This is a genomic window from Mycobacterium sp. NGS58 (assembly GCF_059812385.1).
The window spans coordinates 184708-196971 of sequence record NZ_JCALCO010000007.1 but is presented as its reverse complement, the minus strand read 5'-3'; the positions used below and the strand labels follow the sequence as shown (position 1 = coordinate 196971).

Genomic DNA, 12264 nt, shown 5'->3' with positions numbered 1-12264 from the left:
CAAGGGTGATGCCCGGCGGGCATGCTTGGGGGCTATGAACAGAACCGAAGTCACCGAACAGGTCGTGTCAGCCCGGCTCCGGGAGGGGCTGACGTGGCAACAGCTGGCCGACGCGATCGGCAGGCCGCTCATGTGGACGACGGCGGCGCTGCTCGGCCAGCATCCGATTCCGGTGGAGCAGGCCAAGGTTCTGGCCGACAAGTTGAAGCTGGACGAATCGGTGGTGCCGGTGCTGGCCGCCGCCCCGATGCGTGGCGGGCTGCCCACCGCGGTCCCCACGGACCCGACGATCTACCGCTTCTACGAGGCCCTGCAGGTATACGGCGGCGCCCTCAAGGAGGTGATCGCCGAACAGTTCGGCGACGGCATTATGAGCGCGATCAACTTCAGCCTCGACGTGCAAAAAAGGCCCCACCCGTCCGGTGACCGCGTCGTGGTGACGTTCGACGGGAAATTCCTTCCCTATCAATGGGTCGGGGCGGAGGACGCCAAGTGAAGTGACGGCGCGTCGCGGCCGTGTCAGACTAGCGTCGAGGAGGCGAAGGGAACGCGGTGGCGGCCAGCGGCGGCCACCGCGTTCGACGTCTCAGTTCATCAAGACCTGCGGGGAAAGCTCTTTGAGCATCGCGTTGGCCCAGCGCATCTGGCGCAAAATCTCGGGGTGGCAGCGCGACGACAGGCTCAGCAGCTCGGCATCCTTGGCGGCCTGTGCGCCCTGCGCCAGCAGCTCCCAGTCCAGCGACACTCCCGCCGACAGCCGGTGAATCCGGCGCAGGTCGGCGAGCAGTGCCAGACCGGGCTCCGGCCGGTGGCGCAGCAGGCCACTCATCCGTGACTGCAGAAATCCGGTGATCGCGCCCGTGCGCGGCTCCGCGGACAGGCGCAGACCATAGTGATGGCCGTGCCGCGCCAGCTCGCTGACATGATGCTGCGACCAGCGCGACATGTCGCGCGCGAGGTGGTAAATGTCTTGGTCACTGGGGTGACGCGCCGCCACCACGTTGAACTCATGCGCCAGCTTGCGTTCCGAACGGTGCAGCTCGCGGATCGCCAACTTCAGCTTCATGGCCGGCCTCCCGCGGGGACGACTTCGGTGACGCCGGCCATCGCCCCGCCTACCGTCGCGGGCACGGATCCGTTGACCGGTGCCGACGCCGCGGTGGTCGGCACGTGCCCGTCGCGGCCGGGCGGCCTTGCCCGAACCTTGCGCAGCCGGGCGGCGGCCGTCTTGTAGATCGGCTGCTTGGACACCGGATCCCAATCGGTCAGCGTCAATTCGTTGCCGGCCCGGTGATGAGCCCCGCCGTCGGTGTCCCAGTAGCCGTAATGGAAGGGCACGAACAGCACACCGTCGCGGATGCCGCAGATGCGCGCGGCGCAGCGCACGCAACCGCGCGGCGTGCTCACCTCGACGAGATCGCCTTCCCCGACGCCAAGGCGCTGCGCGTCTCCTTCGGAGACCTCTACCCAGACCTGCGGGGCGGCCTGCTGAAGTTGTTGTGCCCGAGCGGTTTTGGTGCGGGTATGGAAATGGTAGACGGTGCGGCCGGTGATCAGGGCGAACGGGTACTCGGAGCTCGGTTGCTCGTGCGGTGGCACGTACTCGGCCGCCTTGATGACGGCCTTGCCGAAGGGGTTCATCGAGCGGTACTCGTCGGGCTGCAGGGGCGCGCCGGTGATCAGGTCTTTGCCGTATGCCTCGCAGTAGTCCGGGGCCGCCCAGAACTTCGCGTCGGCGTAGAGCCGTTCAGTGCCGTCGGGATGCTCGGTGTTACAAGGCCATTGGATTCCACTGCCGCCGCGCAGCTTGTCGTAGGTCAGACCCGTGTAGTCGCACGGCCGGCCCGCGGTGCACTTCTTCCACGCCTCGAACGCCGACTCCGGATCGGTCCAGGGCGGGAACGGTTGGCCGTCGGAGTCGCGGAAGTCCATCCGGCGCGCGTAGTCCAGGAAGATGTCGAGGTCGGAGCGCGCGGAACCCGGTGGCTCCACGGCCTTTTCGGACAGGTGCACGGTGCGGTCGGCGTTGGTGAAGATGCCGGTTTTCTCTGCCCACGCAGCGGCGGGTAACACCACGTCGGCCAGCGCGGCGGTCTCGGTCAAAAAGATGTCCTGCACGATGAGGAACAGCCGTTCCTGCGACAAGATGTCGCGGATCCGCGATAGCTCCGGCAACGACACCGCGGGATTGGTGGCGGTGACCCACAGCATCCGCAGCGTTCCCTCTTCGGCGTAGCGGAAGATCTGCATGGCGTGCGTCGGCGGACCGTAGTGCGGAATCTGCAGGAGATCCAGATTCCACAACTTCGCCAACTCGGCGACGTGGGAGTCGTTGGACCAGTTGCGGAAGCCGGCCAGGTCCCCGTCGGCCCCGCACTCGCGCGTGTTCTCCGCGGTCGGCTGCCCGTTCATCTGCAGCACCCCGCAGCCCGGCTTGCCCAGCATGCCGCGCACCAGGTGAATGTTGTTGACCTGCACGGCCGCCGCGGTGGCCTGGTGGGACTGGTAGAAACCCTGCAGCACGGTGGACAGCAACCGCTTGGCCGTGCCCAACAGCCGCGCCGCGCGCCGGATGTCATCGGCCGCCACACCGCAGATGTCGGCAGCCCGCTCCGGCGGGAACTCTGCGACCCGGTCGCGCAGTTCGTCGAAACCGACTGTGTGCGTGTCGATGTAGTCCCGGTCGATCCATCCGTGGCCGATGATCTCGTGCAGCAGACCGTTCATCAACGCCACGTTGGTGCCGGGCAGCGGCGCCAGGTGAACGGTGGCGTGCCGGGCCACCGGCGTGAGCCGGGGGTCGACGCAGATGATCGACGGCGGCGAGTCTCCGGCCAGCCGGTCCAGCATCCGCGCCCACAGCACCGTCTGCGTCTCGGCGACGTTGTGCCCGAACAACGCGATGACGTCGGCGTGGTCGACATCGGTGTAGGACCCCGGCTGGCCGTCGCAGCCGAACGATTCCTTGAGCGCCTCGGCGGCCGTCGCCGTGCACAGCCGGGTGTTGCCGTCGACGTGGTTGGTGCCGATCGCCCCGTGCGCGATCGCGCCTTGGGTGTAATACGCCTCGGCGAACAGCTGCCCGGACGTGTAGAACCCGATCGAGCTGGGGCCGTAGCTGGCGAGTAAGTCCTTTGTGCGGTCCACGATCCTTTGCATGGCGGTGTCCCAGTCGCACGGCTTCAGCTCCCCGCGGACCCGGATCATCGGTGTGGTGAGGCGGTCAGCCGAGGCGTTGGCCTGCCAGCCGAACAGATCCTTCGGATCGAGCCGCCCGTGGTTGACCCGGTCGATGGCGCGCCCGCGCACGCCCACGATCCGCCCGTCCTTGACGGCGATGTCCAGGCCGTCGCCGTTGGAATGAAGCACCGCGGCCGACTGCACCCAACGGTCGACCGACTCGGCGCTGACTCCGTCGGCCAGGTAGGTGTCGACTCGTTCGGGCCAGTGCGTGCCGGGTCCGTATGGAGTTCGCGTTCCCCAGGGGTCTGCGATGCGATCGATGGCCATTCCGGTGACTTCCCCGGCAGCGGCCCGCGAAACCGGCTCGGGCGAACGCCCTCGCCCGGCTCACACCCCGAATTCGGCTTCGATCCCGTCGATGCCGGCGCGGATGGCCGCCAGGGCGTCGGCGCGGGTGCGCAATTTGGTGGCGGCGTGCGCCCGCTGATTCAAACCGGCGAATTCGCGTGCGGCCTCTTCGGCGCGGTCCATCACCATCTCGGGCAACACGATCTCGTCGACAAAGCCTGCCGCAAGGGCGGTTTCACCGAAGAACGTTTTGGCGAGCCCGGCGGCCTGCTGGTAGGCCGAGGGCGTCAACCGCAGCTTCATGATCTCCAGCGCGGCATACGGAATGACCATGCCGATCGCGACCTCATTGGCTTGGACGTTGTAGGCGTGCGCCGCCACCCGGTGATCGCCGGCCGACAACAGGAACGCCCCCATCGCGATGGCGTGGCCGGTGCACGCCATCACCACCGGCTTGGGATAGGACAACAGGCGATACGCGAGCTCGAATCCGCCGCGCAGCATGTCGATCGCGGGCTGCACCTCACCGGAGGTCAGGATCTTCAGATCGAAGCCGCCGCTGAACACGCGTTCGTTGCCGGCGATCACCAGTGCTCCGGCGTCGTCCGCCTCGGCACGGTCGATCGCGTCGTTGAGGGCCTGCTGCATGGTCGGGCCCAGCGCGTTGACCTTGCCGTCGTCCATCTTGATGACGGCGATGGAGTCCTTGGTGCTGTAGTGGACCGGGGCGCTCATCGGTTACTCCTTGCCGTCAGGCGGGCTGGCTGTGGTGTTTGCCCAGGTCGTTTTCGGCGTTACTCCAGCGCAGGCTGACATCGGTGGGTTCGTCGAGTTGGCGTGTGCGCCATCTGTCTTGGGTTTCCCGAACCGCGGCCTTGATCCGTTCGATCTCGCTGCGGAACACCTCGGGACGGGTCTCCTTGCTGACGTAGTGGAAATAGGTCAGCAGGCCGCGCAGCAGCTCCAGCTTCTCCTTCTCCCGCTTCGCCAGGTCATGGGTGGTCATCAATTCGATGCGCTGGACGGGCGGCAGGGCATCCCAGTCCAGCACGACGTCGGTGTGCAGCGGGGAACGGGCGCGCTGCCAGAACCGCCGGCGGTGACCGCGATGGGGCTGGTCGTAATAGGTCAGGGTGCCGGTGAAGCGCGATTCGATGCCGCTGCCGATCTCGGCGCGGTCGAGCGCGGAATCCCACACCATGCGCCACTCCTGGCCGGGCGCCAGCATGGGCAGCTCGTGCGGGAGCCGCAGTTCGATGACGTCGGCGTAGCCGTCGGTGGCGTTCTCGTATTCGGCCACGGTGGGGGGATTCGCAAAGGAGAACCCGATGTCGTAGGCCGCGGTCCGCCCGAAGTTCCGGACCACGAGTTCGATCACGTGCCAGTCGGCGGAATGCGGCTCCATGAACATCGCGACCTGCGGACGCGTCTGCTCGGCCGCCACGCGGCGATTCCGGTTGATCTGCCTGTTGGTGAAGACCAGCGTGACGATTGCCAGGACGATCGCCGCCCACGCCGCCCACGCTATCCAGGTGTCGGACCCGACGTGCGTGACATCATGCCAGCTGTCCTGGATCCAACCCATGGAATCCACCCTCCGCTTATATCACAGGGGCGGTCGCCTCGCCGCCCGGTCGCGACCGAGCGATACGGCCTCAGCCGCCCATCAACATCCGCCATTGGTCGAGGTCCGCTGCCCGGTACACGTAGTTGGAACGCTTGACCTCCGCGAGCGACGCACTGGGCTCCGCCGAATACCAGTGGCCCGGAAACACGGTCGGGTCACCGGGCAGCGTCGCGAGCCGCTGCAGGCTGCGGTACATCTCGTCGGAGTCCCCGCCGGGGAAGTCCGTGCGTCCGCAGCCCTCCAGGAACAGCGTGTCGCCGGCGACGAGTCGGCCGTCGAGCAGAAAGCACTGGCTGCCCGGTGTGTGGCCGGGGGTGTGCAACAGCTCGATCTCGATGTCGCCGATGCTGATCTTGTCGTGGTTCTCGTGGGAGGTCAGGTCACCCAGGCCAATCCCGGTGACGCGCGAAACCCACAGTGCCTCATAAGCATTGACGTGTACCGGCACCGGTGCCCGGTCCAGCAGTTCGGCCAGGCCCGGCAGCGCGAACCCCATCATGGAGCCACCGACGTGGTCGGGGTGGTGGTGGGTCACCAGCACGCCGGAGAGGTGCATGCCATCGGCCTCCAGCGCATCGAGCAGGTCGCCGGCGGCGTAGGCCGGGTCGACGACCACGCAGTCACCCGTTTGCCGGTCGCCGATCAGGTAGGCGAAGTTGCGCATCTGCGTCGCGAACATATCGCCGGCGGCGAAGTCGCGACCGGAGAGCAGTTGTCGAAAATACAGCCGGTCCTCTGGCACGTGACCAGACTAGGACGCCACCCGAAACGGCCCACCGACACCGCCGTTTCGCAGCCGATTAGGTCGGTACCCCCTGGGTATTGTTGGCGCATGAGGAAGAAGGTCGAAATCGAGGTCGACGGCGATCTGATCGATGAGGCGATCCGCCGCTTCCATCTCCTCGACGCGCGCGAGGCTGTGAATCTCGCGTTGCGGACCCTGCTCAGCGACGACGATTCCGTCGAACAGGACGATGAGTACGACGAGTTCAGCGACCTCAGTGCCTGGGAACCTCGGCGCAACGGCAAGAGCGGCTGATGTTTGCCGCGGATTCATCGATCGCCGGGTAAACCCGCACGATTAGGGGCACCGGCTTCCGACGGCGTCGTCGCTACCCGTGGTTTGGTTCCGCTGCGAGCCAGGCTGTACCCTCTTTTAGGCCCGCGCGGAGGAGATCGCTGCGGGTGAACGGCCCCCTTAGCTCAGTCGGTAGAGCGTTTCCATGGTAAGGAAAAGGTCAACGGTTCGATTCCGTTAGGGGGCTCGGCGGACGCCGAGCAGGCGTGGCGGCCCCGACCCCGAATGGGGTGGCCAGAGGCGATGTAGCTCAGTCGGTTAGAGCGAACGACTCATAATCGTTAGGTCGCCGGTTCGAGTCCGGCCATCGCTACAACACAACAGCACAGTTCAGGAATCGAGAGAGAACCGTAATGGCTTCCAGTACCGACGTACGGCCGAAGATCACCTTGGCATGCGAGGTGTGCAAGCACCGCAACTACATCACCAAGAAAAACCGCCGGAACGACCCGGACCGACTGGAGCTGAAGAAATTCTGCCCCAACTGCGGTAAGCACCAGGCGCATCGGGAGACGCGCTAGCGGCAACCCGCGGGCGTTTATTCCGATTGACTAGGTAGTTTAAGAGCCGTGCCGTTACCCACACGCATTGTCGGGATGCACTACCGCTACCCCGATCATTACGAGGTGGAGCGCGAGAAGATCCGCGAGTACGCGGTGGCCGTGCAAAACCACGATCCCTGCTTCCTCGAGGAGAAGGCGGCGGCCGAACTCGGTTACGGCGGTCTGGTGGCGCCCCCGACCTTCATCTGTGTTTTCGGATACAAGGCCCAGACCGCGTTCTTCCAATACGCGAACATCGCGATCGCCGACCAGCAAATCGTCCAGGTCGACCAGGTGCTCAAGATGCAGAAGCCGATCGTGGCCGGCGACAAGCTGTTCTGCGACGTTTACGTGGATTCGGTGCGTCAGTCGCATGGCACTCAGATCATCGTGACGAAGAACATCGTCACCAACCAAACCGGTGAAGTGGTGCAAGAGACCTACACGACCCTCGCGGGCCGTGCGGGCGAGGATGGAGAAGAGGGATTTTCTGATGCCACTGCGTGAGTTCAGTTCCGTGAAGGTGGGTGACCAGCTTCCCGAGAAGACCTACCCGCTGACCCGACAGGATCTGGTGAATTACGCGGGTGTTTCGGGCGACTTGAACCCGATCCACTGGGACGACGAGATCGCCAAGGTCGTCGGCCTGGACACGGCGATTGCGCACGGCATGCTGACCATGGGCATAGGCGGCGGTTACGTCACCGCATGGATCGGCGACCCCGGGGCGGTCACCGAGTACAACGTAAGGTTCACTGCCGTGGTGCCGGTGCCCAACGACGGCAAGGGCGCCGAACTAGTCTTCAGCGGCCGGGTGAAGTCCGCTGATCCCGAGACGAAGTCCGTGACCATCGCGCTCACGGCGACCACCGGCGGCAAGAAGATTTTCGGCAGGGCGATCGCGTCCGCGACTCTGGCGTAGCCCATGGCGCTCAAGACAGACATCCGCGGAATGATCTGGCGGTATGCCGATTCCTTCGAAGTGGGGCGAGAGCAGCTGCGTGCGTTCGCGCAATCCATCAAGAACGACCACCCCGCCTACTACAACGAAGACGCCGCCGCGGAACTGGGCCACAGCGCGATTCTCGCGCCGCTGACCTTCGCGACCATCTTCGCCAAGCTGGTCCAGCTGGACTTCTTCCGGCATGTCGACATCGGCATGGAAACCCTGGTGATCGTCCAGGTCGACCAGCGGTTCGTCTTCCTCAAGCCGATCAAGGCCGGCGACAAGCTGTGGGCCCGGATGGAGATCCAGTCGGTAGACGAGCGCTTCGGGGCCGACATCGTCGTCACCAAGAACATCTGCACCAACGATCAGGGTGAGCCGGTCCTGGAGGCCTACACCACGCTGATGAGCCAGTACGCCGAACAGTCCGACAACCTGCGCTGGGACCCGGAGTCCGGGCAGGTCGTCAGGACGGCGTAATTAGTATCTGACTCCCGCACCGTTGTACACTCGGTCCTCGGGGTTTTCCCAGCATTAGCGCGCTTTCCGTGAGTCGAGCAAATCGGAAGGCGCGCGTGTCATGTAGGCCCCGGTAGGTAAGCGCAGGTTGGCCTGCCAACCGCGAAGGGGCGTAGCTCAACTGGCAGAGCAGCGGTCTCCAAAACCGCAGGTTGCAGGTTCAAGTCCTGTCGCCCCTGCTAATGGCGAACGTCCTGGCATGGTGGACACTGGAAGAAAGTTCCCACCATCGGCGGGATGGTTCGCGAAGTACTAGCAAACAAAGGAGCATGCGGTGAGCGACGAAGGCGATGTTGCCAACGACGCCGCAAGCGACGGCACTGAGAACGAGGACGGCCGCGCGAGCGCCGGTCGGACAGCGGTGGTGACGCGGCCACAGCGCCCCACGGGCAAGCGGTCCCGGCAGCGGGCGGTCGAGGGCGGCGACGACGCCGAGGCTTCCGACGAGGTCGAGGTCTCCGCGCCGAGCAAGGCCAAGAAGGGCGCGAAGGCCAAGAAGGCCGCGAAGACCAAGGCCGGCGACCAGCGGGTCAACCCGTTCGTGTTCGTCTACAACTACCTCAAGCAGGTTGTTGCAGAGATGCGGAAGGTCATCTGGCCCAACCGCAAGCAGATGCTCACCTACACCTCCGTTGTGCTGGCTTTCCTGGCCTTCATGGTGGCGCTGGTCGGCCTGGCGGATTTCGGCCTGACCAAGCTGGTGCTGTTGGTGTTCGGCTGAGCGATTGACAGAGAGGACTCAAACCGTGACAACCTTCGACGGTGACCCGTCCGCGGGTGAAGCGGTCGACGTGGACGAAATCGCTGAGGCGCAGGCCACGGACACCTCTGCGGCCGCTGAGGTCACCGAGGCGACCGCGGACGCCGCCACCGACGAGACGGCCGAGGCCGCCGCGGCGCCCGAGGAACCGGCCGAAGAGGCCGACCCGGCCGCCACGCTCAAGGCGGAACTGCGTAGCAAGCCCGGCGACTGGTATGTCATCCACTCCTACGCGGGATACGAGAACAAGGTGAAAGCCAACCTCGAAACCCGTGTGCAGAACCTCGATGTCGGTGACTACATCTTCCAGGTGGAGGTGCCCACCGAAGAGGTCACCGAGATCAAGAACGGCCAGCGCAAGCAGGTCAACCGCAAGGTGCTGCCCGGCTACATCCTGGTGCGCATGGACCTCACCGACGACTCGTGGGCCGCGGTCCGCAACACCCCCGGCGTCACCGGGTTCGTCGGGGCGACCTCGCGCCCGTCGGCGCTGACGCTCGACGACGTGGTCAAGTTCCTGCTGCCGCGCGGCGCGACCAAGAAGGCCGCCAAGGGCGCCGCCACCACCGCCGCCGCCGCCGAGGTGGGCGGCCTGGAACGCCCGGCCATCGAGGTCGACTACGAAGTCGGCGAATCGGTGACGGTCATGGACGGCCCGTTTGCGACGTTGCCGGCCACGATCAGCGAGGTCAACGGCGAACAGCAGAAGCTCAAGGTGCTGGTGTCGATCTTCGGCCGCGAAACCCCGGTCGAGTTGACGTTCGGCCAAGTCTCCAAGCTCTAAACCGGCGCATACGCCCGGCGTAAACCAGGAAGGAACAGCACAATCTCATGGCCCCGAAGAAGAAAGTCGTCGGGCTGATCAAGCTTCAGATCCAGGCGGGGCAGGCCAACCCGGCGCCGCCGGTCGGGCCCGCGCTCGGTCAGCACGGCGTCAACATCATGGAGTTCTGCAAGGCATACAACGCCGCGACAGAAAACCAGCGCGGCAACGTCATCCCGGTGGAGATCACGGTCTACGAAGACCGCAGCTTCACCTTCGCGCTCAAGACGCCGCCCGCCGCCAAGCTGCTGCTCAAGGCCGCCGGTGTGGGCAAGGGATCGGCCGAGCCGCACAAGACCAAGGTCGCCAAGGTCAGCTGGGATCAGGTCAAGGAGATCGCCGAGACCAAGAAGGCCGATCTGAACGCCAACGACATCGACGCAGCCGCCAAGATCATCGCCGGCACCGCCCGGTCGATGGGTATCACCGTCGAGTAATACCCGCACCACCACCGTGGGAGGGCCAGCTCCGGCCCGCTTTTCAACCACGACCCAACGCACGATTGGATGAATCAATGAGCAAGAACAGCAAGGCATACCGCGCCGCCGCCGAGAAGGTGGACCGCGACAATCTCTACACCCCGCTGGAAGCGGCCAAGCTCGCCAAGGAAACGTCGTCGACCAAGCAGGACTCGACCGTCGAGGTGGCGATCCGGCTGGGCGTTGACCCGCGCAAGGCCGACCAGATGGTCCGCGGCACCGTCAACCTGCCGCACGGCACCGGTAAGACCGCCCGCGTCGCGGTGTTCGCCGTCGGTGACAAGGCCGAGCAGGCGCAGGCCGCCGGCGCCGACATCGTGGGCAGTGACGACCTGATCGAGAAGATCCAGGGCGGGTTCCTCGACTTCGACGCCGCGATCGCGACGCCCGACCAGATGGCCAAGGTAGGTCGCATCGCGCGGATCCTGGGACCGCGCGGCCTGATGCCGAACCCCAAGACCGGCACCGTGACCCCCGACGTCGCCAAGGCCGTGGCCGACATCAAGGGCGGCAAGATCAACTTCCGCATCGACAAGCAGGCCAACCTGCACTTCGTGATCGGCAAGGCGTCCTTCGACGAGAAGTCCCTGGCCGAGAACTACGGCGCCGCGCTGGACGAGGTGCTGCGGCTCAAGCCGTCCGCGTCCAAGGGCCGCTACCTGCGCAAGATCGTGGTCTCGACGACGACCGGGCCGGGCATCCCGGTGGACCCCGCCGTCACGCGCAACTTCGCGGAGGGCTAACCCCCGCACTCGGCGATGCGCCGCCGCAGAAACTCGCGGCCGGGGTCGGATCCATTGGACTGCAACGCCGCTCGATACCAGGCGAGCGCGGCGGCGGGTCTGCCCGCGCGCCGCAGCAGGTCGGCGCGCACGGTCGCGACCAGGTTCGAGCGGGTCAGCCTCGGGTCGTCTGCGACCTTGTCCAGAGCGGCCAGGCCGGCATCGGGGCCGTCGCGAAATCCGATCGCCAGCGCCCGGTTGGCGGCCACCACCGGCGAATCGGTCAAACCGAACAGCCGGTCGTAGGCCGCGCAGATGGTAACCCAATCGGTCTGCTCCCAGGACGGTGCCGTGGCGTGCAGCGCCGCGATCACGGCCTGAGGCAGATAGGGGCCCGTCGAGCCTTGGGCGTGCCGCAACCGGTCGAGCCCGCGCGAAATGCGCCCGCGGTCCCATCGGCGCCGGTCCTGGTCCTCGAGCGGCACCAGCATCCCGGAATCGTCCACGCGGGTCGCGCGCCGCGAATCATGCAGCAGCATCAGGGCGGACAGGGCGTGCGCCTCCGGCTCGTCGGGCAGCAGCGCGCACAGCTCCGCGCCCAGCCGGATCCCTTCGTCGCACAGGTCGTCCCGGATCGCCGACGGGCCGGCGGTCGACCAGTAGCCCTCGGTGAACACCGAATAGACGCAACCGAACACGTGCGGCGTGCGCTCGGGCAGCAACTCGGCGGGCGGCACCCGCAGCGGGATGTTGGCGTGCCGGATCTTGTTCTTGGCGCGCGTGATTCGCTGACCGATGGCCGCCTCGGTCTGCAACAGCGCACGCGCGATCTCGCCGACGGTCAAACCGGACACCAATCGCAGCGTCAGGGCCAATTGCGACTGCCGGTCCAGCGCCGGGTGGGCGCAGGTGAACATCATCCGCAACTCGTCGTCGCGAACGGGATGCGGGTCGGTGTGATCGGTGCGCGCCATGATGTCGTCCAGCACAGCCACCAATTCCTTTCCCGGACGCAAGGACTCGCGGCGCAATCGGTCCCGGGCCCGGTTGCGGCCGACGGTTACCAGCCAGCCGCCCGGGTTTGCGGGCACCCCGTCGCGCGGCCAGGCGCGCAGCGCTTCGGCGCAGGCCTCCTGGACGGCGTCCTCGGCGACGGTGAGGTCACCGGACCACCGCGCGAGGGTAGCCACGGCGGGTCCCCATTCCCGGCGGAAGACGCCGTCCAGGTTCGCCATGC

The 12264-nt window shown here is 66.2% G+C and carries 15 protein-coding genes, 3 tRNA genes and 1 pseudogene; 13 read left to right on the top strand and 6 right to left on the bottom strand.

What is annotated here, in order from left to right; genetic code table 11:
• The first annotated feature begins 34 nt into the window (after nucleotides 1–34).
• Nucleotides 35–496 (top strand): cyanase, encoded by a 462-nt coding sequence (cynS, locus tag AC5Y4H_RS09515; RefSeq protein WP_499980678.1) that lies wholly within the window; start codon nucleotides 35–37, stop codon nucleotides 494–496.
• A gap of 90 nt (nucleotides 497–586) precedes the next feature.
• On the opposite strand, the gene AC5Y4H_RS09510 is transcribed toward cynS, so the two are convergent.
• The 5 genes and pseudogenes from AC5Y4H_RS09510 to AC5Y4H_RS09490 form a co-directional block, all read right to left on the bottom strand.
• Nucleotides 587–1066, bottom strand: a complete 480-nt coding sequence (locus AC5Y4H_RS09510) for a hypothetical protein (protein WP_499980676.1) — start codon at nucleotides 1064–1066, stop codon at nucleotides 587–589.
• Entirely contained in the window at nucleotides 1063–3510 is a 2448-nt protein-coding gene (locus AC5Y4H_RS09505) for a molybdopterin oxidoreductase family protein (RefSeq protein ID WP_499980674.1), read from the bottom strand. Before AC5Y4H_RS09505 ends, AC5Y4H_RS09510 begins: the two co-directional genes overlap by 4 nt.
• Before the next feature lie 60 nt (nucleotides 3511–3570).
• Nucleotides 3571–4266 carry a crotonase/enoyl-CoA hydratase family protein gene (locus AC5Y4H_RS09500; RefSeq protein WP_499980672.1) on the bottom strand — a complete coding sequence of 232 codons (696 nt, stop codon included), beginning with the start codon at nucleotides 4264–4266 and terminating at the stop codon, nucleotides 3571–3573.
• A pseudogene (locus AC5Y4H_RS09495) lies at nucleotides 4263–5116 on the bottom strand (DUF8453 domain-containing protein). The gene AC5Y4H_RS09500 and the pseudogene AC5Y4H_RS09495 overlap by 4 nt, the downstream one beginning before the upstream one ends.
• Before the next feature lie 70 nt (nucleotides 5117–5186).
• On the bottom strand, nucleotides 5187–5900 hold the full coding sequence (locus tag AC5Y4H_RS09490) for an MBL fold metallo-hydrolase (RefSeq protein WP_499980670.1): 714 nt from the start codon (nucleotides 5898–5900) through the stop codon (nucleotides 5187–5189).
• Nucleotides 5901–5990: 90 nt separating this feature from the next.
• Between AC5Y4H_RS09490 and AC5Y4H_RS09485 the strand changes: the two genes are divergently transcribed.
• From AC5Y4H_RS09485 to rplA, 12 genes are all read left to right on the top strand, one after another.
• Entirely contained in the window at nucleotides 5991–6197 is a 207-nt protein-coding gene (locus tag AC5Y4H_RS09485; protein ID WP_499980668.1) for a type II toxin-antitoxin system VapB family antitoxin, read from the top strand.
• A gap of 153 nt (nucleotides 6198–6350) precedes the next feature.
• Nucleotides 6351–6423: transfer RNA gene (locus tag AC5Y4H_RS09480), tRNA-Thr, on the top strand.
• A gap of 52 nt (nucleotides 6424–6475) precedes the next feature.
• A tRNA-Met gene (locus tag AC5Y4H_RS09475) sits at nucleotides 6476–6549 on the top strand.
• A 40-nt stretch (nucleotides 6550–6589) separates the two neighbouring features.
• Entirely contained in the window at nucleotides 6590–6757 is a 168-nt protein-coding gene (gene rpmG / locus AC5Y4H_RS09470) for a 50S ribosomal protein L33 (RefSeq protein WP_003898538.1), read from the top strand.
• A 75-nt stretch (nucleotides 6758–6832) separates the two neighbouring features.
• Nucleotides 6833–7285: a (3R)-hydroxyacyl-ACP dehydratase subunit HadA gene (hadA, locus tag AC5Y4H_RS09465; RefSeq protein ID WP_499980761.1), complete on the top strand. Its 453-nt coding sequence runs from the start codon at nucleotides 6833–6835 to the stop codon at nucleotides 7283–7285.
• Nucleotides 7272–7700 carry a (3R)-hydroxyacyl-ACP dehydratase subunit HadB gene (gene hadB / locus AC5Y4H_RS09460; protein WP_067122372.1) on the top strand — a complete coding sequence of 143 codons (429 nt, stop codon included), beginning with the start codon at nucleotides 7272–7274 and terminating at the stop codon, nucleotides 7698–7700. Before hadA ends, hadB begins: the two co-directional genes overlap by 14 nt.
• A gap of 3 nt (nucleotides 7701–7703) precedes the next feature.
• Entirely contained in the window at nucleotides 7704–8204 is a 501-nt protein-coding gene (gene hadC, locus AC5Y4H_RS09455) for a (3R)-hydroxyacyl-ACP dehydratase subunit HadC (protein ID WP_499980666.1), read from the top strand.
• A gap of 145 nt (nucleotides 8205–8349) precedes the next feature.
• Nucleotides 8350–8422, top strand: a tRNA-Trp gene (locus AC5Y4H_RS09450).
• A gap of 95 nt (nucleotides 8423–8517) precedes the next feature.
• Complete coding sequence (gene secE, locus AC5Y4H_RS09445; protein ID WP_499980665.1) at nucleotides 8518–8964, top strand: preprotein translocase subunit SecE; 447 nt, start codon at nucleotides 8518–8520, stop codon at nucleotides 8962–8964.
• Nucleotides 8965–8989: 25 nt separating this feature from the next.
• Entirely contained in the window at nucleotides 8990–9787 is a 798-nt protein-coding gene (gene nusG, locus AC5Y4H_RS09440; RefSeq protein WP_499980663.1) for a transcription termination/antitermination protein NusG, read from the top strand.
• 47 nt (nucleotides 9788–9834) lie between these two features.
• Nucleotides 9835–10263, top strand: coding sequence for a 50S ribosomal protein L11 (rplK, locus tag AC5Y4H_RS09435; protein ID WP_066907205.1), 429 nt, complete (start codon nucleotides 9835–9837; stop codon nucleotides 10261–10263).
• Nucleotides 10264–10340: 77 nt separating this feature from the next.
• A complete protein-coding gene (gene rplA / locus AC5Y4H_RS09430) occupies nucleotides 10341–11048 on the top strand; it encodes a 50S ribosomal protein L1 (protein WP_499980662.1) in 708 nt (235 codons plus the stop codon).
• On the opposite strand, the gene AC5Y4H_RS09425 is transcribed toward rplA, so the two are convergent.
• Nucleotides 11045–12262, bottom strand: a complete 1218-nt coding sequence (locus AC5Y4H_RS09425) for an RNA polymerase sigma factor (RefSeq protein ID WP_499980657.1) — start codon at nucleotides 12260–12262, stop codon at nucleotides 11045–11047. The genes rplA and AC5Y4H_RS09425 overlap by 4 nt on opposite strands.
• Nucleotides 12263–12264 lie beyond the last annotated feature (2 nt).

Bases quoted from the DNA above. Each gene is read 5' to 3' on its own strand.
- cynS (WP_499980678.1), top strand. From the start codon at position 35: ATGAACAGAACCGAAGTCACCGAACAGGTCGTGTCAGCCCGGCTCCGG.
- AC5Y4H_RS09510 (WP_499980676.1), bottom strand. From the start codon at position 1,066: ATGAAGCTGAAGTTGGCGATCCGCGAGCTGCACCGTTCGGAACGCAAG.
- AC5Y4H_RS09505 (WP_499980674.1), bottom strand. From the start codon at position 3,510: ATGGCCATCGATCGCATCGCAGACCCCTGGGGAACGCGAACTCCATAC.
- AC5Y4H_RS09500 (WP_499980672.1), bottom strand. From the start codon at position 4,266: ATGAGCGCCCCGGTCCACTACAGCACCAAGGACTCCATCGCCGTCATC.
- AC5Y4H_RS09485 (WP_499980668.1), top strand. From the start codon at position 5,991: ATGAGGAAGAAGGTCGAAATCGAGGTCGACGGCGATCTGATCGATGAG.
- rpmG (WP_003898538.1), top strand. From the start codon at position 6,590: ATGGCTTCCAGTACCGACGTACGGCCGAAGATCACCTTGGCATGCGAG.
- hadA (WP_499980761.1), top strand. From the start codon at position 6,833: ATGCACTACCGCTACCCCGATCATTACGAGGTGGAGCGCGAGAAGATC.
- hadB (WP_067122372.1), top strand. From the start codon at position 7,272: ATGCCACTGCGTGAGTTCAGTTCCGTGAAGGTGGGTGACCAGCTTCCC.
- hadC (WP_499980666.1), top strand. From the start codon at position 7,704: ATGGCGCTCAAGACAGACATCCGCGGAATGATCTGGCGGTATGCCGAT.
- rplK (WP_066907205.1), top strand. From the start codon at position 9,835: ATGGCCCCGAAGAAGAAAGTCGTCGGGCTGATCAAGCTTCAGATCCAG.
- rplA (WP_499980662.1), top strand. From the start codon at position 10,341: ATGAGCAAGAACAGCAAGGCATACCGCGCCGCCGCCGAGAAGGTGGAC.
- AC5Y4H_RS09425 (WP_499980657.1), bottom strand. From the start codon at position 12,262: ATGGCGAACCTGGACGGCGTCTTCCGCCGGGAATGGGGACCCGCCGTG.